Genomic DNA, 24,096 nt, shown 5'->3' on the forward strand with positions numbered 1-24,096 from the left:
GCCGACGCCCCCCGACTCCGTCGGAGGGTGGGCTCGGGGGTGGATTACGCCTCCGAGGGTCCGGCCGGTGTCCGGAGCGCGCGGGTCAGCTCGTCGAGGGCGGCGCCGCTGAGCGGCGCCGTTCCGGTGAGCGTGCCGACCAGCGCCTGGGCGAGGACGGTCGCCCCGCCGATCCGGGTGTCCTCCCGCTCGTCGCCGGTGACCTTCCCGATCACGGCGTCCCGTACCGACCACGAGATGTCCGGGGCCCCGAACAGCGCGGGGAAGGACAGCGCCATCATGCACACGCCGACATTGGCGGAGAGGATCGACTGGCCCGCGAGTTCCGGGGCCGTCCGCAGGCGCCCGGCGTCGCGGCAGCGCTCCACGGCCGTCAGGAGGATGGCCTGCGCCTCCTTGATGGCCTGCGGCTTGGCGTCGCCGGTCGGCGTGAACATCAGGCGGTAGAGGTACGGATTGCGCAGCGCGAACGCGACATGGCTGTCCCAGGCCGTGCGCAGGTCCGCCACCGGGTCCTCGGTGAGCGGGTTCCGCCGCTTCTCGGTGAGGAAGCGCTCGAAGCCGATGTCGGCCACGGCAGTGAGCAGCCCCTGCTTGTCGCCGAACTGCCGGTAGATCTCGGGCATGCCGACCTTCGCCCGGTCGCAGATGGCCCGGGTCGAGATCGCCAGTGCGTCCTTGGTGGCGAGCAGTTCCTCGGTGGCTTCCAGGATGCGCTCTCGTGCCGTCGACATGAGGCCCACGGTATCAGCGCTAACACCACGGACCTGGGCGAATCCCCTGCGGGGTCCCGTCGGGGGGGAGCCTCACCCGCCGTTGTGTTATCGATGATTACGAGCTGTGTTAGCGTTGCAAACGCCTGGGGGGTCGGCGGCCCCCCGAGGCGTGTCCGACCATTCCCGACGAGAGCTGGTGTTCCCCATGAACCGTTCGACGTTCCCGCGCGGCGCCTCGGCCGTCGCCGCGGCCACCGCGAGCCTGGCCCTCCTGGCCGGCTGCGGCAGCGGCTGCGGCAGCGGCGACGGCCGAGGCGACGAGGAGGGGAAGGCCGCCGCCCCGGCGTTCACCGCCACGCACGTCGGCGGGCCGACCACGATCCTGGAGATCGGCGGTCTGCGCCTCCTGCTGGACCCGACCTTCGACGCGCCGAAGAAGTACAGGAGCGGCCTGGAGAAGAACCGCGCCCCCGCCCTCGGCGTCGACGGGATCGGAAGGATCGACGCCGTGCTGCTCTCGCACGACCAGCACGACGACAACCTCGACGACACGGGCCGTGCCCTGCTCGACGACATCCCCGTCGTGCTCTCCACGCCGGGCGCCCGCAAGCGTCTCGGCGACCACGTCACCGGTATGAGGAGCTGGGACTCCCGGGAGCTGAGGACCGCCGACGGAACCGTCCGGGTCACCGCCGTACCCGCCCTGCACGGCCCCGACGGCGTGGACCGCGGCGCGGACGGCGAGGTCACCGGCTTCGTCCTCAGCGGCAAGGGCGTCCCCACCACCTACATCTCCGGCGACAACGCCTCCGTCGCGGTCGCCGGGAAGGTCGGCGACCGGATCGAGAAGGAGATCGGCCCCGTCGACACGGCCGTCCTCTTCGCCGGTGCCGCCCGCACCCCCGCGATCCTCGGCAACGCGCCGCTGACGCTGACCTCGGAGAACGCGGCCCGGGTGGCCGAGGCCCTCGGCCCCCGCAAGGTCGTCGCGGTGCACACCGACAGCTGGAACATCTACTCCGAGGACATGCCGTCCCTCGTGAAGGCGTTCCGGAGCCGGGGCATCGACGCGAAGCTCGTCGACCTCACGCCGGACGGCACCCCGAAAAGCCTCTCGTGACGCGCCCCGTCACCGCCGGCACACCCCCTCGCCACCTGCCGCGCACCCCCTGAACTCCCCGTGAAAGGAACCGCCATGACCGCCTCCACCACCCTCCGTGAAGTGATCGGCCTTCCCCAGGAGCTGCCGCGCCTGGCCGAGTCGACCCTGATCATGATCGACTTCCAGAACACCTACCGCACCGGCGTGATGAAGCTCGACGGGGCCGAGGAAGCCGTGGCCGCCGCCGCACGGCTGCTCGCCGCGGCCCGTGCCGCCGGGGCCCCCGTCGTCCACATCGTCAACGACGGCGGCGAGGGCACCCCGTACGACATCCGGGCCGAGATCGGCGCGATCAGCGACGAAGTCGCCCCGGCCGAGGGCGAGAAGGTCGTCGTCAAGCAGTTCCCCGACGCCTTCCACGCCACGGACCTCGAAGAGACCCTCAAGGACCTCGGCGCCGGCACGGACCTGGTCGTCGCCGGATTCATGACGCACATGTGCGTCCTCTTCACCGCGCAGGGCGCCTTCCACCGCGGCTACCGCCCGACCGTGGTCGCCGAGGCCACCGCGACCCGCGCCCTTCCGGCCCCGGACGGCACCGTCCTCCCGTCCGAGGCGCTGCGCGCCGCGAGCCTGACGACGGTCTGCGACCTCTTCGGCACCGTGGCCCGTACGGTCGACGAGCTCCTCGCCCAGGCGCCGACGGCGACAACGGCCGGCTGACCCGCCTCCCTCGGGCCGGGCGACCGGCGCACCCGGCCGAACGGCCCGCACGCGAGCGGCCACCCGGGCCGCGGCCACCTGGGCTGCGGCCACCCGGGCCGCGGCCTCCCCGCCCCGTGACACCGGGAGTTCACCCGAGGTGTGCCGGAAGACCGCCTGCCGATCGGTTGCGGGTCGCCCGCCTCGGCGGTAATGGCGGTCGGCCCGTGGCGCGTCACCCGGGCGTTCCCCGCTCCGTACGCCCCCAGGAGGACGTGTGCCCCCCGCCGCCGAGACCATGGTCGACGAGGTCGACGGCGAGGAGGGGGCGGGCGGTGCGCCGGCCCGGCCCGGCTCCCCGGTGCGTGCCCTGCGTTCCCCGGCCGTCGCCGGTCCGCTCGCCGCGGCCCTGCTCACCGGCGTACTCCTCTGCCTCGCCGGCCGGCTCTCCCGCAGCTACCCCTTCGGGCCGGTGACCAGGAACATCGTCGACCTGGGCCAGCAGTACCTGCCGTTCCACGCCTACTGGCGCGCGTTCCTCCTCGGTGAGACCCACGGGGACGCCTTCCTCAACTGGAACTCGGGCTTCGGCTCCAACTTCCTCGGGGACATCGGCACCTATCTGAGCAGCCCCTTCGACCTGCTCGTGGTGCTCTTCCCGGCGGACCGGATCGAGCTCGCCCTGTACGTCGTCACCGCCGCCAAGATCACCGCGGCAGCCGCGGCGATGGCGCTCCTGCTCCTGCGGCTGCGCCCCGGCCCCTGGCCGGTCGCCGCCGTGCTCGGCACCGCGTACGCCCTCTCCGGCTGGACCTTCAACTTCGGTGCCACCGTCCCGATGTGGCTCGACGGGCTCGTCGCCTTCCCGCTGCTCTGCCTGGTGGGGGAGTGGGCCCGCACCGGGCGCCGCCCCGTCCTCGGCCCCCTCGTCGTCGCCCTGGCCTGGACCGCGAACTTCTACACGGCGTACATGGCCACCGTCGGCGCCGCCGTCGTCCTCGTCGTACGGCTCCTCACCGCCGAGGAGTCGGCAACCGCCCGTCGGCGGCTCGCCGGGGCGCTGCGTGCCGCCCGGAGCGTGCTCATCGGCATCGGGCTCGCCGCACCGCTCGTCGTGGTCGTCTTCCTCGCCACCAAGGTCGCCGATCCCACCCCCGAGACCACCTTCGCGCCCGCCGCCTGGACGGACGTCCTCGCCCGGTTCCTGCCCGCCACGGCGAGCGTGGCCAGCCCCGCCCTCTTCATCGGTACGCCCGCACTCGCCCTCGCCCTCACGCTGCCGTTCAACCGGGCCGTCGCCCCGCGCGTCCGGGCCGGCTGGTCGGCGGCGATCGTCCTGGTGACGCTCTCCCTCCAGTGGGAGCCGACCCATCTGCTCTGGCACGCGGGAGCCTCGCCCAACGGCATTCCGTACCGTCAGACCTTCGTCCTGTGCGGCCTGTCGGTCGCCGGCGCGTGGTTCTCGGCGGCGCGGGGCGTGCCCCGTCCGGCGGCGCTCCTCGCGGGCGGCGCGCTGCTCGGACTCCTGGCGTGGGCGGCCCGGGGGAGCGTCGACATCGACCCCTGGACGTATCCGGCGTTCGGCGTGGCCGCGGTCCTGGTGCTCGCCGCAGCCCTCCTCGCCCTCCTCGCCCGCCCGGGTGACCGGGGGACCCCTCCGGACCACCGCGAGGACACCGCACCCGAAGGACCCGCGGACAAGGCCCGCGTGCGGTCCACCGCGCGCCTCCTGCCCACCGGAATCCGGTCCACCGCGCGCGTGCCGCCCACCGCGGGCCGGCGCATCGCGCGCGTACTCCCCGTCCTGGCCGTCGTCCTGTTCGTCGCCGCGCAGGCCGGCGAGGCGGCCGTCACCGGGAAGCGGATCGAGGAGCAGCAGCGCGCCGAGGTCTCCTGGTCGCCCCGGATCGGCCCCTGGCACGAGGCCGTGGCCGCGGAGGCGGCCCGCGCGGACGCCTGGCCCCGGCACCGTACGGACCCCGGGGAGGTCCCCGGCGGCAACGACGTCCTGCTCGTCGGCGGACAGGGTCCCGACTACTACAGCAGCCTCACCGCCGAGGCGACCTCCCGCACCCTGGACTCCCTGGGCTTCGGCCACTACGCCAAGGGCCGTCACCCGGTCACCCTCGACAATCCGGTGACCGACGCGCTCTTCTCCATCGGCACCAGGATCCGCTCGCACCCCACGGAGCCCGTACGCCAGGACGCCCTGCCGCGGGCCACCGTCTCCGTCGCCACCACACCCGTACCGCAGCTCGTCACCGTCCGTCCGCCGAAACGGCCGGCCACGCACCCCGGGGACTCCGCCTTCGCCCGGCAGGAACGCCTGCTCGGTGCCGACGTCTACGTGCTGCCGGCCGTTTCCCGTGACGGAAGGACCCTCGCCGCCCGCTGCCCGGCGGGCTCCCAGGTCTGGTTCTGGGCCCCCGAGTACCGGGGCGGGGCGACGCAGGCGGGGGAGCCGACCGTGGACTTCGAGGGCAGGCCGCCCGCCGTCCGCGCTCCCCTGCGCACCCTCGGCACCGTGCCCGGGTCGGGCGAGGTGCGGATCGAGCTCAGCCCCGAGGGCAAGCCGCGGCTGCCCCGTCAGCCGCTCGGTTGCCTGCTCCGGGACCGGCTCGACTCCGCCGTACGGCAGTTGACCGCGACCGGGGCCGTCGAGGTCCGCGCCACCGGACACACCGTCACGGCCGTACTGCCCCCGGGCAGCACGGGGACCGCCGTGCTCGCCGTTCCCCGCATCTCCGGCTGGCGCTGTGCGGCCGGTGACGCGGAGCCCCGCCCCGCACGCGCGTACGAGGGCCTTGTCGCGGTCCCGCTGGACGGGCGGGCGAGTACGGTCACGTGCTCCTTCCGGCCCCCGGGGCTCAAGCTCGGCGGGGCGGCCGGCCTGGCCGCGCTCCTCGCCCTGGTCGCGACGGGGACTTTCCGCGGGGGACGGCAAGAGTTCACCCGGAGTGCACGCGCGGATCGTTCGTCCGGAAAAGTGGGCCGTTACCGTACCCGCCGTAGCGGCGTTTAATTGTTCGATTCAGTGTGGGGATTCCGAGTGCCGAAACTGTCCGTCGTCGTACCGTTCCACAATGTCGGGGCATACGCGCCCGACACCCTGCGCAGCCTCGCGAACAACGCGGACCCGGAATTCGAGTTCCTGCTGATCGACGACTGCTCGACGGACGACACCCCGGAAATCCTCGACCGCTGGCGCGACCGCCTCCCCAACGCCACCGTCATCCGGCACGAGACGAACCGCGGTGTCGCCCAGGCGCGCAACACGGGAATCGACGCCGCGCGCGGGGAGTACCTCACCTTCCTCGACGGCGACGACTGGTACGCGCCCGGGCACCTGAGTGCCACCGTGGCCGGGATCGACCGTCTGGGCTGCGATTTCGCCCGTACCGACCATGTCCTCTCGGAGGGCCGGAAGCGGAACATCCGATACGCCCCGGCGAAGCGGCGCGACACCGTCATGGACCCCCGGGACGGAATCTCGCCCGCCGGCATGGTGACGATGGTGGACTATCCGTTCGTCCCTTTCGGCATTTACAGTTCCCGTCTCTTCGAGAACGGCGCCTCGCGTTTCGAGGTCTCCCTCAGAACGGCCGAGGACCGCCTCTGGATCTGGCGACTCCACCTCAAGGCCCGGACCTTCGCGGCGCTTTCCCTGCACGGTGTGTTCTACCGGCGAGGTGTCACCACCTCGCTCACCCAGATCACCGACAACCGGCAGCTCGACTTCATCCCGTCGTACGACCTCCTGATCGACGAGGTCTCCCGGGACGCCGAGGCGGACCGGTTCCTCCCGAAGGCGGTCCGCACCTACTGCGCGATGATCGCTTTCCACATGGGCAAGGTCGACCTGTACGAGCCCGCCGTCGCCAAGCGGCTCCGCGCGGACGTCGGCGACGCACTGCACCGGATGCCGCAGCAGGTCCTCGACGAGACCCTGGCCACCATGGACACCCCCCGCAGCACCCTCCTCCGGAGCCTGCGCGACACCGTAAGGACCGCCTGACCCATGGCCCCCGCCCCCGACCGCGTCACGGCACCGATGCCCGTCCCCGCCACGGCACCGGCGTCCGGCCCCCACGCCGACGGCCGCCCGGTCCAGATCTTCCAGGTGTCCACCCTCTACGGCGCCGCCACCCTCGCGGCCTCCCTGGACGCCGGACAGTTCGGCCCCCGCGAGGACGCCCGCAGGCTCCTGCTGATCTCGCGCAACGCGGAGATCCCGGAGACCGCGCCGCGCCTGGAGGCCATGACCGGCTACGAGCGGATCGCCGGCCGCTTCGACGGCGTCCTCGACTGGAACGAGACGATCCACCCGTACCACCCCGCCGCCTGGGCCCCCCGGCCCGAGGAGGCGCCGCTCTGGCAGCGCGTCCTGCGCACCGCGTGGGGCCTCGGGACCGCCCCGGTCGAGCTGATCGTCGAATCCATCCAGGTCAACCCGGCCAAGGCACTGGCCGGCGCCTTCCCCGAGAGCGGCCTCCACGTCTACGCGGACGGCCTGATGAGCTACGGCCCCACCCGCTCCGACCTCGCCCAGTCGATCGCCTGCCGGATCCGCCGGGTCCTCCACCTCGACCTGGTGCCGGGCCTGCGGCCCCTCCTCCTGAGCGAGTACGGGGTCGAGTCCCAGCTCGTCCCCGACAGCGCCTTCCGCGCGGTCCTCGCCGAGATCGCCGAGGAGGCGGCAGACGACCCGGACATCACCCGGGCCGCCGCCGCCAGGCCCACGGCCCTGCTCCTCGGCCAGTACCTCGCCGCCCTCGGCCTGCTGACCGCCGAGGAGGAGGAGGAACTGCACGTACGGATGCTGCGGGGAGCGGTGGCGGCCGGACACCGCTCGGTGGTCTTCAAGCCCCACCCGAGCGCGCCCCCCAGCTACTCGGGGGTCCTCCACCAGGAGGCGGAACGGTCCGGCGTCCGGCTCACCGTCCTCGACGGACCGCTGCTCGCCGAGACCTTCTACGAGCGGTGCAGGCCCCGGCTGGTCGTCGGCTGCTTCTCCACGGCGATGCTCACCGCCGCCGTCTACTACGGGGTCCCCGTCGCGCGCGTGGGGACCGTCGAGGTCCTCGAACGGCTCACCCCCTTCGAGAACAGCAACCGCGTCCCGCTCACCGTCGTCGACCACCTGATCGCGGATCTGGAGCGGGGCGAGGAGCCCGCGGTCCCCGGAACGGCACCGGACTCGCTCACGCCGCTGGTCCGCGCCGTCGGCTACTGCATGCGGCACAAGAGCCACCCGGGGATGCGGGAGGAGGCCACCCGCTACCTGGCGGCGCACGCCGCCGATCCCGGGACCGCGCACCACTTCTCCGTCGAACGGCTGACCCTGCTCGGTCTGCCGGGCGGAGCGGCGACCCCGGCGCGGAACGGTGCCGCGTCCCGGCTCCGCCGCGGCCTCGTACGGTCCCTCAGGGGCTGAGCGGGCCCCGCCGCCGGGCCGGCCGATGATCCTGGGCCGGTGGTCCCTCGGCCGGGGGGGTCTGGGCCGGGCTGGTCGCCGGGCCCGTGATCCGTGGGCCGGTGGTCCGTACGACGACGTCAGGAGTCGGCGGACCTGACGAGGGTGAAGACCGCGCCCTCCGGGTCCGTCACCAGGGCGAGCCGCCCCGCCGTCGCGTCCCGCGGCGGGCGCAGCACATGGCCGCCGAGCCGCAGCACGAGCCGGGCCGCCGCGTCCGTGTCGTCCACCTCGAAGTACGTCATCCAGTGCGGGCCCCGGTCCCGGGGCAGCTCCGTGCCGACGCCGTGCAGGGAGGCCACCGGGAGCCCGTCCACATGGAGCGTGGCGTAGTCGTGGTCGGCGGACACGACCGGCTCCACCTCGTAGCCGAAGACCGTCCGGTAGAACTTGCCGACCGAGGAGGTCTCGTAGGTGAGGAGCTCGTTCCACACCGCGGTCCCGGGCGGGCCGGCGGTCGCCGTGCCGTGGTGCGCCTCCGCCTGCCAGATGCCGAAGACCGCGCCCACCGGGTCGGAGCAGACCGCCATCCGGCCGGCCTCGCCCGCGTCCAGCGGGCCCACGGCCACGGTGCCGCCGCAGCAGCGGATGGTCTCGGCCGTCTCGTCGGCGTCGGCGGTGGCCAGATACGGGGTCCAGGCGACCGGGAGATGCCGGTCGGGCGGCAGCTGGCCGATGCCCGCCACCTCCCTGCCGTTGAGCAGGGCGCGTACATACGGGCCGAGATGCTGCGGACCGGGCTCGAACTCCCAGCCGAAGAGTGCGTTGTAGAACTCCTGATGGGCGTCAAGCCCGTGCACCATCAAGCTCACCCAGCAGGGTGTGCCGGGTGTGCGCCGAGTCGCCTCGGTCATCGTGACTCTCTCCTCGGACCGTCGTCGTGCCCGTCCCCCTGTCCGATGGTGTCACCGACGGGGCCGCGGCGCGCCCCGGTCGCACCAACGAGTGACGCGGTCACACGGCGTCGACGCGGGGGGGGGGACGCCGGGTCCTGCCCCCGCGGCCGTGCGGCTGCGCGAGGATGGCACCCATGAAGCCCATCATCTCCGCAAGCGAACTGCTGAGCGAGTCGGCCGGGGCCCGGCCGCCGGTCCTCCTGGACGTCCGCTGGACCCTGGGCGGGCCGCCCGGCCGGCCCGTGTACGAGGCCGGCCACCTCCCCGGCGCGGTCTACGTCGACCTGGACGCGGAGCTCGCGGGCCCGCCCGGCGCCGGCGGACGGCACCCGCTGCCCGACCCGGAGGCCTTCGGGGCCGCGATGCGCAGGGCGGGCGTCTCGGCGGACACCCCGGTCGTGGTCTACGACGGGGGCCTCGGCTGGGGCGCGGCCCGTGCCTGGTGGCTGCTCCGCTGGGCGGGCCACCGGGACGTGCGCGTCCTGGACGGGGGCCTTGCCGCCTGGCGGGGGGAGCTGACCGAGAAGGTCCCGGCGCCGGAGCCGGGCGATTTCCGGCCGGAGCCGGGCGGCCTCGGACTGCTCGACGCGGACGCGGCGGCGGCGTTCGCCCGCTCGGGGCTGCTCCTGGACGCGCGGGCGGCCGAGCGCTACCGGGGGGACGTGGAGCCGATCGACCGGGTCGGCGGGCACATCCCGGGTGCGGTCTCGGCCCCGACGACCGAGAACGTCGACGCCGAGGGGCGCTTTCTGGCCGCCGACGCCCTGCGGGACCGCTTCACGGGTCTCGGCGCGGCCGAGGAGACCCCGGTCGCGGTCTACTGCGGCTCCGGTGTCTCCGGTGCCCATGAGGTGCTCGCCCTGGAGATCGCCGGCATCCCGGCAGCCCTCTACGCGGGCTCCTGGTCGGAGTGGTCCACCGACTCCGCCCGGCCGGTGGCGACGGGCCCTGACCCGCGGTAGCGGGGCGGGGGAGCGTACGAGAAGGGGCCCGCGCCGATCCGGCACGGGCCCCTCTCCGTGAAGCCACGGCGTCCGCCGTCAGTCCTGCTTCTTCCGTCGCGTGCCGAAGACGATCTCGTCCCAGCTGGGCACCGCCGCACGACGGCCCGGACGGACCCCGTCCGCCTCGGCCTGCCGGTCCGTGGTGCCGGTGAGACGGTCCCGGTGGCCCGAGACCGCGCGCGGCATCAGGACGTCGGCGTACGCGGACCCCGCACCGGCCGACGCGGCGGGCGCCGGCGGCTCCTCCGCCTCCGCCTCCTCGCCGGGCTCGGTGTCCGGGGGCTCGGGCACGACCATGTCGCCGCGGAAGCTCGGCACGGCCTCCAGAAGGCTGGTCAGGGAGTCCCGCTCCTCCTCCGGCTCGGCGGGCGCGGACGCCCGCTCCAGCTGGCGGTGGTCGAGCTGACGGTCCAGGGCGCGGTCGAGCGGCCTGTCCCGGGGCAGCCGGGCGATGCGCGGCACGAAGGGGAAGCTCGGCTCCGGAGCCGCGGCGATCGTGTCGTCCGTCTCGCCGATCAGGGCACGGGCCTCGTCGTCCACGGCCTGGACGAGCCGCCGCGGCGGGTCGTACGTCCAGCTCGCCGTGTGGACCTCGCCCGCGACGCGGTAGACGAGCAGCACCTCCCAGGTGCCGTCGTCACGACGCCAGGAGTCCCACTGCACGGTGTCCTTCTCGGCGCCGCGCAGCAGCAGTCGCTCCTGCACCGCCTCGCCGAGCTGGGGGCCGCTGTTCTCGCCGGGCCTGCGGACCGGGGTCTTGCGGGCCCGCTCCGCCATGAAGGCACGCTCGGCGAGCACGGGGCCCTCGAAGCGGCGCACGCGGTCGACGGGGATGCCTGCGAGCTGGGCGACCTCCTCGGCGGAGGCACCGGCCCTTATACGGGCCTGGATGTCACGGGGGCGGAGGTGGCTCTCCACCTCGATCTCGATCTGGCCGAGGCGCGCGCGGTCGTTGCGCACGGCGGCACGGAGCCGCTCGTCGATCGGAAGTGTGTACTCCGTGCTGTCAGCAGCCTTCAGCACCAGTCGTGTGCCGTCGTTGGAGACGGCCACGACACGCAGTTCGGGCATGGGGACCTCCCGGGTGGTGCCTGCCGACGTCACGTGCGTCGCTGCTTCCGCTAGTCGAGTGTGGCCTGCCCGGGTGCAGCCTGCCACTACCTTGCCGAGTTGCCCGGCGTGTCGGGCGTGGACCCTGGAACGCCGTTATGACACGGTTACCTGTTGGCTACCCGGAGTGACAGGCCGTCACTCTGCGCAGTCGGTCTCCGTGCGATGCCGAGGCGCCGCCGGTTCGAGCGCCGTCTCCGGCCCCCTCCCGTTGATCCCGGGCACCCGTGAAGGCGTCCGGACCCAGGGTTCGTCAATGTACTCCATTCGGGCCACCTGGGTGGACCGGCGCGCCGCCCAACTTCTCGGGCGGTACGGGAGTTGAGTGTCCGCGATCTTCCCCCGTACGTGTCGCTCTTCACAGAAACAGCAGAAACGGAACTATTCGCTTCGCCCGTTTGTCCCTTCTGGGTGCAAGGCGAACGGATGAACCAGCAGAGGCTGGAGCAGGGGTTGGAGATGCGCCACAGGCCGGAAACCGACACGAACGAGCCGGAGGAGACGGAGGGCGGGAAGAGAAGGATCGACCTGAGCGTGGCTCAGGTCTCGGGCAGCGCCCTGGCCGCGGTCATCGCCGCCAAACTCGCCTCCACCCTCGGCGTGTACGGCACGATCCTGGGCGCCGGTGTGATCAGTGTCATCGCCACCTGCGGCGGCCCGCTGTTCCAGCACCTCTTCCGGCGCACCGGTGAGCAGGTGCGCGACGTGACCGTCGCCGCCAAGCCGAAGGCCCGTCAGGTACCGCTCGCCCCCGGCCCGGGGGACGACCGCACCCTGATGCTCGGCACGCTCCGGGCGCCCGCCCCACCGGCCGGGGAGCACGACGGGGAGTTCGGCGCGGCGACCACCCACGGCACCCGGGTCCGGGGCTGGAAGCGTCCCGTGATCGCCGCCGCCCTGGTCTTCGGCGTCACGATGGGCGGCATCACCGCCTACGAGCTGGTCTCGGGGCAGGACTTCAGCGGCAAGCAGGGGACCACCACCTTCGGCTCCGTCGTCCGGGGCGGCGGAAGTCCGGCGCGGGACACGCCGCCGGCCGGGGAGAAGGACTCCGCGCCCGCGCCCTCCGGGTCCGTCGACGGGGAGGGCCGCCCGGAGGGCGGCACCGGGGTTCCCCCGACGGGCGGCAGCGCGACCCCGGATGAAGAGGGTGGCGGGCAGAACGGCACCGGCACCCCTTCGCCGGAGCCGACCCCGTCCGAGTCCACCGGCGGAGAGCCGGCGCCCATCCCGACCCCGACCGGGCCGACGACGGAACCGACCGCCCCGACCCAGGGCCCGACCACGGGGACGGACGGGCCGGAGACCCCGCCGTCCCCGACCCCGGCCGGAGCCGCGGACGGCGGCGAGGCGGCGGCCGAGTGACGGTCAGTCGCCCAGGACGCGGCGCAGATAGTCGTTGGCGAAGAGCCGGTCAGGGTCGAGCCGGTCGCGCAGCGCCGTGAACTCGGCGAAGCGCGGGTAGACCTCGGAGAAGTAGGCGGCGTCACGGGTGTTGACCTTGCCCCAGTGGGGGCGGCCCCCGTGCGCCGTCATGATGCGCTCCACCGCGGTGAAGTACCCGTGGTGGGGCGTCCCCTTGTAGAGGTGGACGGCGATGTACGCGGTCTCCCGCCCCGAGGCCGTGGACAGCGCGATGTCGTCCGCGGGGGCCGTCCGCACCTCCACCGGGAAGCTCACCTTGAGCGGCGAGCGCTCGACCATCGCCTTGACCTCGCGCAGCGCGGCGACCGCGGCCTCCCGCGGCAGCGCGTACTCCATCTCCAGGAAGCGCACCCGGCGCGGCGAGGTGAAGACCTTGTACGGGATGTCGGTGTACGTACGGGCCGACAGGGCCCGGCTGGAGAGCTTGGCGATCGACGGGATGGCCGGCGGCACCGTGCGGCCCAGGGAGCAGGCCACCTGGAACAGGCCGTTGGAGAGGAGCTCGTCCTCGATCCAGCCGCTGACCCGGCCGGGAGGAGCGGCGGGGCCCGCGCTGCGGTTGTTGCGCTTGGTGTTGCAGTTGTCCGTGTGGGGGAACCAGTAGAACTCGAAGTGCTCGTTCTCCGCGTGCAGCGCGTCGAACTCCGAGGTGACCCGGTCGAAGGTCATCGGCTCCTCGCGCGCGGTGAGCAGGAAGACCGGCTCCACCGCGAAGGTGATCGCCGTGACCACACCGAGGGCGCCGAGCCCGATCCGGGCGGCCGCGAAGACCTCCGGGTTCTCCTTCTCCGAACACACGAGCAGTTCGCCCGAGGCGGTCACCAGCTCCAGCTCGCGGATCTGCGCGGCTATCGAGGCCGAGTCGCGGCCCGTGCCGTGCGTCCCGGTGGAGGTGGCCCCGGCGACCGTCTGCTCCATGATGTCGCCCATGTTCGTGAGCGACAGGCCCTCCCGGGCCAGCGCCACGTTGAGCCGCTTCAGCGGGGTGCCCGACTCGACCGTCACGGTCATCGCCTCGCGGTCGATCCGCCGGATCCCGGTCAGCAGACCCGGCCGGATCAGCACGCCGTCGGTGGCCGCGATCGAGGTGAAGGAGTGGCCGGTGCCGACCGTCTTCACCCGCAGCCCGTCCTCGGCCGCCCGGCGCACCGCCTTGGCGAGCTCCTCGGCCGAGGCCGGGCTCACCTCCCGCACGGGGCGGGAGGTCACGTTCCCCGCCCAGTTACGCCACGGGCTGTTCGCCGTCCTGGTGCTCCCCGACCCCGCTGTTGTCGTCCCGCTCACGCTGCCCCTCCCGGTTCGGCGCCGGCCTGCGCAGCCGGCGGTGTCCGAGGAGACCCACCGCGACCGCGAGCGCACCCGAGACGACGGGCACCACGTACCCCGCCTCGGCCCCCGACGCGTCGACCACCCAGCCGGCGGCCGAGGAGCCGAGCGCCACGCCGATCGCGAGCCCGGTACCCGTCCAGGTCATGCCCTCGGTCAGCTTGGTGCGCGGTACGTGCGCTTCGACGAGGGCCATCGTGGTCACCATCGTCGGTGCGATGGACAGGCCCGCGACAAAGAGCGCCACGGCCAGCAACGGCAAGTTCCCGGCCAGTAGGAGGGGGATCATACTCACGGCCATCGCGCAGACGCCCAGGAGCCAGCGACGGGACGGCTCGCCCTTGAGGTGGAGCAGTCCGAAGACGGCGCCGGCCAGACAGGATCCGAGCGCGTAGACGGCCAGAACGAGACTGGCGGCCGCCTTGTGTCCCTGCTCCTCGGCGAAGGCCACGGTCACCACGTCGACCGAGCCGAAGATGGCGCCGGTGGCGACGAAGGCGAGGGCCAGGACCTGGAGGCCGGGGGAGCGGAGCGCGGAGACGCTCCGGTCGTCGCCCTGATGGGGATGGGGGACCGGCTCGGTGGCGCGCTGCGCGGTCAACCAGAAGACGCCGACGGTGAGGAACACCCCGGCGAACAGGGGTCCGGCCTCGGGGAACCAGGTCGTCGACAGACCGATCGAGATGATCGGGCCGAAGATGAAGCACACCTCGTCGACGATCGACTCCCAGGAGTACGCCGTGTGCAGGCGCCGCTCGTCGCCCCGGTAGATCTCGGCCCAGCGGGCCCGGGTCATGGCGCCGACGCTCGGCACACAGCCGATCACGGCGGTGAAGACGAAGAGGGTCCAGTCCGGGGCCTTCTGCTGCACGCAGACGAGGAGCCCGGCGGCCGCCACGAGCGAGACCAGCGTCACCGGGCGCAGCACCCGCCGCTGCCCGTGCCGGTCGACCAGGCGCGAGACCAGCGGGCCGAGGACCGCGGCGGACATCGCGAGCGTCGCCGAGAGCGCGCCGGCGAGCCCGTAACGGCCGGTGACCTGCGAGATCATGGTGACGATGCCGATGCCCATCATGGACAGGGGCATCCGGCCGAAGAGCCCGGCGACGGAGAACGCGGTGGTGCCGGGCGCCTTGAAAATCGCACGGTAGGGACTGGGCAAGGGGCTCTCCGGATCTCCGTGCTTCGGAGCGGGCTCCGCGCGACGAGTCAACACGTGTAATTAATAGCTAAAGCCTACGGTGTTGAAGTCGATGGGGCATCCCCCATTTTTCGGACGAGCGGCGACGGACGGGCCGCGCCGTTCGACCTCGGGGGCGGGTGGGAGGATCGGTGCCATGTCCGATCAGCACGATCCCGCCCCGTACGACGCCCTGCTGCTGCTCTCGTTCGGCGGCCCCGAGGGCCCGGACGACGTGGTCCCGTTCCTGGAGAACGTGACGCGCGGCCGAGGCATCCCGAAGGAACGGCTCAAGGAAGTGGGGCAGCACTACTTCCTCTTCGGCGGCGTCTCCCCGATCAACGACCAGAACCGCGCGCTCCTCGACGCGCTGCGGACGGACTTCGCGGGTGCCGGCCTGAGGATGCCCGTCTACTGGGGAAACCGGAACTGGGCCCCGTACCTCACCGACACCCTCCGCGAGATGATCACCGACGGCCGACGTCATATCGCCGTCCTCACCACCAGCGCGTACGCCTCCTACTCCGGCTGCCGCCAGTACCGCGAGAACCTCGCCGACGCCCTCGCCACCCTGGAGGCGGAGGGGCTCCCGCTGCCCCGGGTCGACAAGCTCCGGCACTACTTCAACCACCCCGGCTTCGTCGAGCCCATGGTCGAGGGCGTCCTCGCCTCCCTCGCCGAGCTCGACCCGTCCGTACGCGACGGCGCCCACCTCGCCTTCACCACCCACTCCATCCCGGACTCCGCGGCCGACACCTCCGGACCGGTCACCGAGCACGGCGACGGCGGGGCCTACGTCCGTCAGCACCTCGACGTGGCACGGGTGATCGTCGACGCGGTCCGCGAGCGGACCGGGACCGACCACGCCTGGGAGCTCGTCTACCAGTCCCGCAGCGGCGCCCCCCACATCCCGTGGCTGGAGCCGGACATCTGCGACCACCTGGAGACGCTGCACGGCGCCGGGACGCCCGCCGTCGTCATGGTCCCCATCGGCTTCGTCTCCGACCACATGGAAGTCCTCTACGACCTCGACACCGAGGCCGCGGCCAAGGCCGCCGAACTCGGCCTGCCCGTCCGGCGCTCGGCCACCGTCGGCGCCGACCCGCGCTTCGCCGGCGCCGTCCGCGAGCTCGTCCTGGAACGGGCCGCGCGTGAGCGGGGAACCCGGGCCGAGCGGTGCGCCCTGGGCGCGCTCGGGCCCTCCCACGACCTGTGCCCGATCGGCTGCTGCCCGGCCAGGGCGGAGCGTCCGGCGGCAGCCGGCGCCGACAGCCCGTACGCGTAAGGAGATCCCGTGACCGACCCGCTTCTCGCGGAACTGCTCGACCTCGCCCTGGAGGCCGCCCGGCGGGCCGGAGCGCTGCTGCGCGACGGCAGGCCGGACGACCTGGCCGTGGCGGACACCAAGACGAGTCCCATCGACGTCGTCACCGAGATGGACATCGCCGCCGAGAAGCTGATCACCGGCTTCCTCGCCGAGCACCGCCCGCAGGACGGCCTCCTCGGCGAGGAGGGCGCGTCCAGCCCCGGCACCAGCGGAGTCCGCTGGATCATCGACCCGCTCGACGGCACCGTGAACTACCTCTACGGGCTGCCCACCTGGGCGGTCTCGATCGCCGCCGAACGGGACGGCGAGACCGTCGTCGGCGTCGTGGACGCCCCCATGCGGGGCGAGGTGTACCGGGCCGTCCTCGGCGGCGGCGCGTTCGTGGGCGACCGGCGCCTCGCCGTCCGCCCCTCGCCCTCCCTCGACCAGGCCCTCGTCGGCACCGGCTTCGGATACGTCAAGACCAGGCGCGAGGCTCAGGCGGCCGTCGTCCAGCGGGTGATCCCGCAGGTCCGTGACATCCGTCGCGGCGGCTCGGCCGCCATCGACCTCTGCGACGTCGCGGCCGGCCGTCTCGACGCCTACTACGAGCGGGGCCTCAACCCCTGGGACCTCGCCGCGGGCGCCCTGATCGCCCGCGAGGCGGGCGGGCTGACCGGGGGGCGCCCGGGGAAGCCGGAGTCGGGCGAACTGACGCTGGCGGCCTCTCCGGGCCTCTTCGGGCCGCTCCAGGAGATCCTGGAGGACCTGGGCGCCTGGCGCGGCTAGGGTCTGTCGTCACATTCCCGTCGTCGCCCGCAGGGCGGCCCTGCGGCGTCTGGTGCGTGCTCTCGGCGTGCCGGGGGGAAGTGCTCGTACTGGACGTACTCGCGCTTTCGCCCGGTGCGGCGAGAGTGCGTGCCAGGCGTCGCGGGGCAGACGGGAATCTGACGACAGGCCCTAGCGGCCGTGTGGCGGACGTGCGAGGGCCCCGGTGCCGGGACGGCGCCGGGGCCCTCGCACGTGTGCGGGTCGGGCGGGTGGTTCGGTCGTGCGGGTCGGAACGGGTCAGACGCGCGGCGCGGCGACCTCCACGCCGTGCTCGGCCGCGAGCCGGTGCAGGTCTTCCAGCTCCGCCTGCTCCACCTCCGCCAGGTAGTCGTCGCCCGTCTCACGAGCCCGCGTGAGGTCCGTCTGCGTGGTCCTGATGCGGTGCAGCAGGCCTGCGGTGAAAGCGTCCATCGTGCGCCCCCTCGTCATGGGTCCGGTGGCACGGGGGTGTGCCGAGGGTGGGTGGATCACGCACTGCGGTCTCTGGGGGACAGAGCGCTATGTGGCGCGCCACATACAGGGCGTGATCACGGGGTGTGCAGTCGTCCTCCCCAGCCCCTTCCTCAGAGAAACCTCAACTGGCCCGTGAATCCGGTGAATTCTTCGCTTCCGGCCGCGCGCCCCCGTGCGCCACCCACCCGCCCTCGGGCCCGGCACCGCCGTCTTACAGCCGGTTTACGCGCGTACGGGGCAGGATGGACACGCACAGTCAGTGCTCAGATTTTCAGCCGGTCCCCTTGGGACCGAAGCTCAACGGGAAGGATGTACGACGTGCGCGTACTCGTCGTCGAGGACGAGCAGCTGCTCGCCGATGCGGTGGCCACCGGACTGCGCCGGGAGGCCATGGCCGTCGACGTCGTGTACGACGGCGCCGCGGCCCTGGAGCGGGTGGGAGTCAACGACTACGACGTCGTCGTCCTCGACCGCGACCTGCCCCTCGTCCACGGGGACGACGTCTGCCGCAAGATCGTGGAGCTGGGCATGCCCACCCGCGTCCTGATGCTCACCGCGTCCGGCGACGTCAGCGACCGCGTCGAGGGCCTGGAGCTCGGCGCGGACGACTACCTCCCCAAGCCCTTCGCCTTCACCGAGCTCACCGCGCGCGTGCGGGCCCTCGGCCGCCGGACGAGCGTGCCCCTGCCGCCCGTCCTGGAGCGGGCCGGCATCAAGCTCGACCCGAACCGCCGCGAGGTCTTCCGCGAGGGCAAGGAGGTCCAGCTCGCGCCGAAGGAGTTCGCCGTCCTGGAGGTCCTCATGCGCAGCGAGGGCGCCGTCGTCTCGGCCGAGCAGCTCCTGGAGAAGGCCTGGGACGAGAACACCGACCCGTTCACCAACGTCGTGCGCGTCACGGTCATGACCCTGCGCCGCAAGCTCGGCGAGCCGCCGGTCATCGTCACCGTCCCCGGCTCCGGGTACCGGATCTGACCTGATGCCCACGACCTCCACGTCCCACCCCCAGGCGCCGCCGAAGCCGACCTGGGACCCCAGGGACCCGGTCCGGCCGCTGCTGCGACCGACCATCCGGATACGGCTCACACTGCTGTACGGCGGGATGTTCCTGATCGCGGGCATCCTGCTGCTCTCGATCATCTATCTCTTCACCGCGCAGGCGCTCGGCGACAGCGCGGCCCAGCTGCCCTTCAAGATCGTCAAGGGTGAGGTCCAGCCCACCACCTCGTGGTGCGTCCTGCCCAACACGGGCACCGGCGAGCAGTTCAACGACGCGGTCTCCGTCTGCCTCCGGCACCAGAGCGACCTGGCCCTGGACGACCTCCTGCGCCGCTCGCTCTTCGCCCTGCTCGGGCTGAGCATCATCGCCTTCGCCTTCGGGTACGCCATGGCGGGCCGCGTGCTCTCGCCGCTCGGCCGGATCACGCGTACCGCCCGGCAGGTGGCCGGCTCCGACCTCTCCCGGCGGATCGAGCTGGACGGCCCCGACGACGAGCTCAAGGAGCTCGCCGACACCTTCGACGAGATGCTGGACCGCCTGGAGCGGGCCTTCACCGCCCAGCAGCGGTTCGTCGCGAACGCCTCGCACGAGCTGCGGACCCCGCTCGCGATCAACCGCACCCTCCTGGAGGTCCACCTCTCGGACCCCGGGGCACCGGTGGAGCTCCAGCAGCTCGGCAAGACCCTGCTGGCCACCAACGAGCGCAGCGAGCAGCTCGTGGAGGGCCTGCTGCTGCTGGCCCGGAGCGACAACCAGATCATCGAGCGCAAACCCGTCGACCTGGCCGAGGTCGCCTCGCGGGGCGTCGACCAGGTGCACGCCGAGGCCGAGGCCAAGGGCGTCGAGATCCGGGGCGAGCGCGAGCCCGCGGTCGTCCAGGGCAACGGCGTCCTGCTGGAGCGGATCGCGCTGAATCTTCTGCAGAACGCCGTCAGGTACAACGTGACGGAGGGAGGATGGGTGGAGGTCACCACCGCGACCGAGCACGGCCAGGCGGTTCTGGTCGTCTCGAACACGGGTCCCGTGGTCCCCGCGTACGAGATCGACAACCTCTTCGAGCCCTTCCGACGGCTCCGGCAGGAGCGGACCGGCAGCGACAAGGGCGTCGGTCTCGGCCTGTCGATCGCCCGATCCGTGGCTCGCGCCCACGGCGGCCGTATCATCGCGGAGCCCCGCGAGGGCGGTGGTCTCGTGATGCGTGTCACTCTGCCGATCTGACACACTGCACGAGCCGACCCGGTTCCGTTCGCTTTGCGCGGAATTCCGTGGACCCGATTCTGAGACGCTCATGTGTGATCGATCACAGGAGAGGGTGTCCGGACCTCCACTCTCCGTGACGGAGAAATCCCTCAAAAAACCAGGAAAAGTCCGGGTTTCCGAGGCTCGTAATGACGGGAAGTACACGGGGTGGCGCCTGTGAGGGTCGCCCGTAGGACCGTGTACGGTCCGGTTCGCCACCCGAAGCCGATCACTCGCGAGAGGACGGGGCGGGTGTCGATTGAGTAACAGACCTTGATGTGAGGCAAAATCTCCGCCTCAGGTCGGGCACAAGTCCGACCTCTCACGCGTTACGTGCGCTGGAGACACCGCAACCACCCAGAGGGGGAGAGCGACATGGCAACGGATTACGACACCCCACGCAAGACCGATGACGACGTCGATTCGGACAGCCTTGAGGAACTGAAGGCCCGCCGGAACGACAAGTCGACCTCGACCGTCGATGTCGACGAGTTCGAGGCGGCCGAAGGCCTGGAGCTTCCCGGCGCAGACCTCTCGAACGAGGAGCTGGCCGTCCGGGTCCTGCCCAAGCAGGCCGATGAGTTCACCTGCATGAGCTGCTTCCTCGTGCACCACCGCAGCCAGCTGGCCAGGGAGAAGAACGGTCAGCCCATCTGCCGCGACTGCGACTGAGGTCGCTCGGTCGTGGCAGGCGACACACCGTCCCGGAAGCGGCGTCTGAGGCTCCCTGGGAGCCCCCGGACGTACAAGGGCGGCTCAGGCCCGGCAGAGGGCGCCCAGCGGGCCCCTGAAGCCGAGCACACCGCCTCCCCGCCCTCCCTCGGCGTACGTGACGACGAGCGAGGCCTCCCGGCCTCGCTCGAGGCGGTCACCGAGCCGGACCCGGCGCACCTGCCGGTGGAGGGGGGAGCGGGGCGGAGCGACGTGCTGGACGAGGCGAGGAGCGACGAGACACAGCAGGGCGGGCGCTTCGGCGCCGTCAGGCGTCTCGCCAATCCCGCGCGCGCCCAGCTCGACAAGATCAAGATCGATTCCGACCGGATCGACGCCGTCCGGCGCGGCGTCGCGCAGGGCATCCGTCAGGGCGTGAAGCGCGGCGGAGAGAGCGCCAAGGCCGGCATCGGCCACCTGGCCGACCGGTTGATCGACCTCGCCCCGCGGATCCCCGTCCGCGATCTGGCGACCCTGCGCAAACAGTTCCCCGGGCTCGGGCCCGAGGAGCTCGCCGACAAGCTCGTCATGGGCGCGGCGAACGCGAGTTCGACCGTGGGCGCGAGCATCGGCGCCGCCGCCATGCTCCCCGTACCCCCGGCCATGCCGGCGGAGCTCGCGGCCGAGATCACCGGCGTCGCCGCCGTGGAACTCAAACTCGTCGCCGAACTGCACGAGGTGTACGGGCTGCGGCCGCCCGGCAGGCTCCCCCAGCGCTCGACGGCCTATCTGACCTCCTGGGCCGAGGAGCGGGGCATCGACCCCACCAAACCCACCACCGTCAACGCCGCACTCGGCGGACAGCTCAAGCGCGAGCTGCGCCAGCAGATCATGAAGCGCATGGTGCGCAACCTGCCGAACCTCATGCCCTTCATGGTGGGCGCGGCCGTCGGCGCGGTCATGAACCGCCGCGACACCAAGAAGCTCGCCGCGCACATCCGCAAGGACCTGCGCCACCGCCAGATCCCCTGGGACGCCCTCGGCGAGCTGCCCCCGCTGGAGCAGCCGGAGAACCCCAAGGAGCTGGGCTTCTAGAGGCCGCGGCGCACGACGAGGCGCGTCCGGGGCCCGGACGCACCCGCGGCCACCGGACTCAGTCCTCGGCGCCCGCGCGCACGGCGTCCAGCGCCGCCGCCAGGGCCTCCGGCTCGCGGCTGGACAGGTACACGTACGGCGTCGGGTCCGAGGGGTCCGTCACCTCGATCCTCACCGCCCGGGTCACATAGCTGCGCATCAGCATGAAAGCGCGCGGGTCGGCCTTGTGCATGCGCCAGGCGCGCGCCTCCTCCGCGTCGAGCACCTCGGCCGCCCCCAGGGCCGAGACCGGAATCCGCGCGTCGCCCGCCACGAGCGAACCGGCCACCACCCGGATCCGGGCGGAGCCGTACGAGGAGACCGCCGCCCCGGCGAGCACCGCCGCCACGATCAGACCGCCCAGCATCGGGACCGTACCCAGCGGGAACATGACCAGACCGCCGGAGATTCCGAGCAGGCCCGCGATGACCCACCACGAGCGGGGCGCCGTCAGCCGCTCGTCGAAGTGCGGCGCGGCGGAGGGCGCGGGAGAGGGAGCGGGAGACGATGCGGAAGGCTGCATACGTCCAAGCTTGGCACGGCGCGACCAGGGCACTGTCGCGCGGGTAAGGTCTGCGCCTGTGACTGCAACATCTGCCGCCCTCACCCCGCCGGCCGACGCCATACCGCCGGTACGCCACCCCGACGCGCCGGCTCCCGGCGAGCTGCTCGGCGCACACTACGAGTACTGCTTCGGGTGCGGCGGCGGGCAGCCCCACGGCCTCCATCTGGAGGCGCGCGCGGGCGAGGGCGTGACCGTCACCGCCGAGTTCACGGTGACCCCCGACCATCAGGGCGCCCCCGGCCTCGCGCACGGCGGCGTGCTCGCCACCGCGCTCGACGAGACCCTCGGATCCCTGAACTGGCTGCTGCGGGTCATCGCCGTGACCGGACGGCTGGAGACCGACTTCGTCCGGCCCGTCCCGGTGGGCACCGTGCTCCATCTGGAGGCCGAGGTCACCGCCGTGCACGGCCGCAAGATCTTCTCGACCGCCGTCGGCCGGATCGGCGGGGCCGAGGGCCCCGTCGCCGTCCGCGCCGACGCCCTCTTCGTCGAGGTCAAGGTCGACCACTTCATCGACAACGGCCGCCCGGAGGAGATCCAGGCCGCCATGTCCGACCCCGACCAGGTCCGGCGCGCCCGCGCCTTCGAGGTGAACCCCTGATGCGCAACCCTGTCGACGTACTGATCCGGCGAGTGGACCCGGACGTGCCGCTCCCCGCCTACGGGCACCCCGGCGACGCCGGGGCGGACCTCGTGACCACCGAGGCCGCCGAGCTCGCCCCCGGGGAGCGCGCCGTGCTGCCCACCGGGGTCTCCATCGCCCTCCCGGACGGGTACGCGGCCTTCGTGCACCCGCGCTCGGGACTCGCCGCCCGCTGTGGAGTGGCGCTCGTGAATGCCCCGGGGACGGTGGATGCCGGGTACCGTGGAGAGATCAAGGTGATCGTGGTCAATCTCGACCCGCGCGAGACCGTGCGGTTCGAAAGATTCGACCGGATTGCCCAACTTGTCGTCCAACAGGTCGAGAAGGTGCGCTTCCACGAGGTGGCGGAGCTTCCCGGCTCGGCGCGGGCCGAGGGGGGCTTCGGGTCCACCGGCGGTCATGCCGCCGTGGACGGCACAACGGGTGGGAATCGATACGCTTCGGTCGTATCCGACCGGGAAGGACAGTGACGTGTTCGGACGTCGCAAGAAGAGCGGTGCCGCAGAGGACGCGGCGGGCGAGGCCGAGCAGGTCGTCGACGCGGTGGACGGCGAGGACGCGGCCCCGCGCCGCGTGAACCTTCCGCCGGCGCCCCGGCCCGACGGACCCTGGGACATCTCCGAGGTCGGCAAGCCCGAGGACGGCCGCGTCGACCTGGGCGGTGTCTTCGTGCCCGGAGTCGAGGGCATGGAGCTGCGGGTGGAGGTGGCGGGCGACGCGATCGTCGCGGCCACCGTCGTCCTGCGCGACAGCGCCGTACAGCTGCAGGCCTTCGCCGCACCCAAGAACGAGGGCATCTGGGGCGAGGTCCGCGACGAGATCGCCACGGGCATCGTCCAGCAGGGCGGGGTCATCGACGAGGTCGAGGGCCCGCTGGGCTGGGAGCTGCGCGCCCAGGTCCCCGTGCAGCTGCCGGACGGCAACCGCGGCGTGCAGCTGGTCCGCTTCGTGGGTGTCGACGGACCCCGCTGGTTCCTGCGCGGAGTGATCTCCGGGCAGGGCGCGGTCCAGCCCGAGGCCGCCGGCCTCCTGGAGCAGATCGTCCGGGACACCGTGGTCGTCCGCGGCGAGGGCCCGATGGCCCCCCGTGACCCGATCGTCCTCAAGCTGCCGAACGACGCCCAGATGGTGCCGGACGGCGTGCAGCAGGAGGAGCAGGAGAACTCCCGCTTCTCCGGCGGCATGGGCCAGCTCCAGCGCGGCCCGGAGATCTCCGAGATCCGCTAGCACCCGCCTACGGCCGATGGGCCGCTTTCCGTACCTCTCGTACGGGAAGCGGCCCATCGGCCGTTTTCCACAGGTTCCGCCCTCCGGCTCTGGTCCTCGGGCCCGGCCGCGGACCA

The 24,096-nt window shown here is 72.7% G+C and carries 23 protein-coding genes; 16 read left to right on the forward strand and 7 right to left on the reverse strand.

What is annotated here, in order from left to right; genetic code table 11:
• Positions 1 to 44: 44 nt before the first annotated feature.
• On the reverse strand, positions 45 to 734 hold the full coding sequence (locus tag ACH4MY_RS32435; RefSeq protein ID WP_398007575.1) for a TetR/AcrR family transcriptional regulator: 690 nt from the start codon (positions 732 to 734) through the stop codon (positions 45 to 47).
• Between the two features lie 187 nt (positions 735 to 921).
• Here ACH4MY_RS32435 and ACH4MY_RS32440 point away from each other — a divergent pair, with 187 nt between their 5' ends.
• From ACH4MY_RS32440 to ACH4MY_RS32460, 5 genes are all read left to right on the forward strand, one after another.
• On the forward strand, positions 922 to 1,836 hold the full coding sequence (locus ACH4MY_RS32440; RefSeq protein ID WP_398007577.1) for an MBL fold metallo-hydrolase: 915 nt from the start codon (positions 922 to 924) through the stop codon (positions 1,834 to 1,836).
• A 75-nt stretch (positions 1,837 to 1,911) separates the two neighbouring features.
• Positions 1,912 to 2,541 (forward strand): isochorismatase family protein, encoded by a 630-nt coding sequence (locus ACH4MY_RS32445; RefSeq protein ID WP_398007579.1) that lies wholly within the window; start codon positions 1,912 to 1,914, stop codon positions 2,539 to 2,541.
• A 256-nt stretch (positions 2,542 to 2,797) separates the two neighbouring features.
• Entirely contained in the window at positions 2,798 to 5,542 is a 2,745-nt protein-coding gene (locus ACH4MY_RS32450; RefSeq protein WP_398007580.1) for a YfhO family protein, read from the forward strand.
• Positions 5,543 to 5,569: 27 nt separating this feature from the next.
• A complete protein-coding gene (locus ACH4MY_RS32455) occupies positions 5,570 to 6,535 on the forward strand; it encodes a glycosyltransferase family 2 protein (protein ID WP_398007582.1) in 966 nt (321 codons plus the stop codon).
• A 3-nt stretch (positions 6,536 to 6,538) separates the two neighbouring features.
• Entirely contained in the window at positions 6,539 to 7,954 is a 1,416-nt protein-coding gene (locus ACH4MY_RS32460; RefSeq protein WP_398007584.1) for a polysialyltransferase family glycosyltransferase, read from the forward strand.
• 119 nt (positions 7,955 to 8,073) lie between these two features.
• Here the strand turns inward: ACH4MY_RS32460 and ACH4MY_RS32465 are convergent, their stop codons facing one another.
• A complete protein-coding gene (locus ACH4MY_RS32465; protein ID WP_398007586.1) occupies positions 8,074 to 8,847 on the reverse strand; it encodes a VOC family protein in 774 nt (257 codons plus the stop codon).
• Positions 8,848 to 9,023: 176 nt separating this feature from the next.
• On the opposite strand from ACH4MY_RS32465, the gene ACH4MY_RS32470 reads away from it, so the two are divergent.
• The gene (locus ACH4MY_RS32470) at positions 9,024 to 9,851 is read left to right on the forward strand and encodes a sulfurtransferase (RefSeq protein WP_398007588.1); all 828 of its coding nucleotides are present in this window, start codon (positions 9,024 to 9,026) and stop codon (positions 9,849 to 9,851) included.
• Between the two features lie 78 nt (positions 9,852 to 9,929).
• Here the strand turns inward: ACH4MY_RS32470 and sepH are convergent, their stop codons facing one another.
• The gene (gene sepH, locus ACH4MY_RS32475; protein ID WP_327164701.1) at positions 9,930 to 10,964 is read right to left on the reverse strand and encodes a septation protein SepH; all 1,035 of its coding nucleotides are present in this window, start codon (positions 10,962 to 10,964) and stop codon (positions 9,930 to 9,932) included.
• Positions 10,965 to 11,429: 465 nt separating this feature from the next.
• Here sepH and ACH4MY_RS32480 point away from each other — a divergent pair, with 465 nt between their 5' ends.
• Entirely contained in the window at positions 11,430 to 12,368 is a 939-nt protein-coding gene (locus ACH4MY_RS32480) for a hypothetical protein (RefSeq protein WP_398007589.1), read from the forward strand.
• A gap of 3 nt (positions 12,369 to 12,371) precedes the next feature.
• On the opposite strand, the gene ACH4MY_RS32485 is transcribed toward ACH4MY_RS32480, so the two are convergent.
• Both ACH4MY_RS32485 and ACH4MY_RS32490 read right to left on the reverse strand, forming a co-directional pair.
• A complete protein-coding gene (locus tag ACH4MY_RS32485) occupies positions 12,372 to 13,712 on the reverse strand; it encodes a D-arabinono-1,4-lactone oxidase (RefSeq protein ID WP_398007591.1) in 1,341 nt (446 codons plus the stop codon).
• On the reverse strand, positions 13,651 to 14,916 hold the full coding sequence (locus ACH4MY_RS32490) for an MFS transporter (protein ID WP_398007593.1): 1,266 nt from the start codon (positions 14,914 to 14,916) through the stop codon (positions 13,651 to 13,653). Before ACH4MY_RS32490 ends, ACH4MY_RS32485 begins: the two co-directional genes overlap by 62 nt.
• 175 nt (positions 14,917 to 15,091) lie before the next feature.
• Here ACH4MY_RS32490 and ACH4MY_RS32495 point away from each other — a divergent pair, with 175 nt between their 5' ends.
• Both ACH4MY_RS32495 and ACH4MY_RS32500 read left to right on the forward strand, forming a co-directional pair.
• Positions 15,092 to 16,219 (forward strand): ferrochelatase, encoded by a 1,128-nt coding sequence (locus ACH4MY_RS32495; RefSeq protein ID WP_398007595.1) that lies wholly within the window; start codon positions 15,092 to 15,094, stop codon positions 16,217 to 16,219.
• A gap of 9 nt (positions 16,220 to 16,228) precedes the next feature.
• Entirely contained in the window at positions 16,229 to 17,029 is an 801-nt protein-coding gene (locus tag ACH4MY_RS32500) for an inositol monophosphatase family protein (RefSeq protein ID WP_398007597.1), read from the forward strand.
• A 279-nt stretch (positions 17,030 to 17,308) separates the two neighbouring features.
• Here ACH4MY_RS32500 and ACH4MY_RS32505 read toward each other — a convergent pair whose 3' ends face one another.
• A complete protein-coding gene (locus tag ACH4MY_RS32505) occupies positions 17,309 to 17,482 on the reverse strand; it encodes a hypothetical protein (RefSeq protein WP_398007599.1) in 174 nt (57 codons plus the stop codon).
• A 360-nt stretch (positions 17,483 to 17,842) separates the two neighbouring features.
• Here ACH4MY_RS32505 and ACH4MY_RS32510 point away from each other — a divergent pair, with 360 nt between their 5' ends.
• The 4 genes from ACH4MY_RS32510 to ACH4MY_RS32525 all read left to right on the forward strand — a co-directional run bounded on the left by ACH4MY_RS32510 (position 17,843) and on the right by ACH4MY_RS32525 (position 21,506).
• Entirely contained in the window at positions 17,843 to 18,496 is a 654-nt protein-coding gene (locus ACH4MY_RS32510) for a response regulator transcription factor (protein WP_030146958.1), read from the forward strand.
• A 4-nt stretch (positions 18,497 to 18,500) separates the two neighbouring features.
• Positions 18,501 to 19,739, forward strand: a complete 1,239-nt coding sequence (locus tag ACH4MY_RS32515; protein WP_398007601.1) for a sensor histidine kinase — start codon at positions 18,501 to 18,503, stop codon at positions 19,737 to 19,739.
• 396 nt (positions 19,740 to 20,135) lie between these two features.
• Positions 20,136 to 20,432, forward strand: a complete 297-nt coding sequence (locus ACH4MY_RS32520) for a DUF4193 domain-containing protein (protein WP_003955561.1) — start codon at positions 20,136 to 20,138, stop codon at positions 20,430 to 20,432.
• Between the two features lie 12 nt (positions 20,433 to 20,444).
• Positions 20,445 to 21,506 (forward strand): hypothetical protein, encoded by a 1,062-nt coding sequence (locus ACH4MY_RS32525; RefSeq protein WP_398007603.1) that lies wholly within the window; start codon positions 20,445 to 20,447, stop codon positions 21,504 to 21,506.
• A gap of 58 nt (positions 21,507 to 21,564) precedes the next feature.
• Here ACH4MY_RS32525 and ACH4MY_RS32530 read toward each other — a convergent pair whose 3' ends face one another.
• Positions 21,565 to 22,068, reverse strand: coding sequence for a DUF3093 domain-containing protein (locus ACH4MY_RS32530; RefSeq protein WP_398007605.1), 504 nt, complete (start codon positions 22,066 to 22,068; stop codon positions 21,565 to 21,567).
• 58 nt (positions 22,069 to 22,126) lie between these two features.
• Here ACH4MY_RS32530 and ACH4MY_RS32535 point away from each other — a divergent pair, with 58 nt between their 5' ends.
• Genes ACH4MY_RS32535 through ACH4MY_RS32545 form a run of 3 tightly spaced genes read left to right on the forward strand, consistent with a single transcriptional unit; the run spans position 22,127 to position 23,980 of the window.
• Positions 22,127 to 22,711, forward strand: a complete 585-nt coding sequence (locus tag ACH4MY_RS32535) for a PaaI family thioesterase (RefSeq protein ID WP_398007607.1) — start codon at positions 22,127 to 22,129, stop codon at positions 22,709 to 22,711.
• Positions 22,711 to 23,223: a dUTP diphosphatase gene (gene dut, locus ACH4MY_RS32540; RefSeq protein ID WP_398007609.1), complete on the forward strand. Its 513-nt coding sequence runs from the start codon at positions 22,711 to 22,713 to the stop codon at positions 23,221 to 23,223. Before ACH4MY_RS32535 ends, dut begins: the two co-directional genes overlap by 1 nt.
• Before the next feature lies 1 nt (position 23,224).
• A complete protein-coding gene (locus tag ACH4MY_RS32545) occupies positions 23,225 to 23,980 on the forward strand; it encodes a DUF3710 domain-containing protein (RefSeq protein WP_398007611.1) in 756 nt (251 codons plus the stop codon).
• Positions 23,981 to 24,096: the final 116 nt, after the last annotated feature.

Source organism: Streptomyces sp. NPDC017246 (assembly GCF_044331325.1).
Lineage (GTDB): Bacteria > Actinomycetota > Actinomycetes > Streptomycetales > Streptomycetaceae > Streptomyces.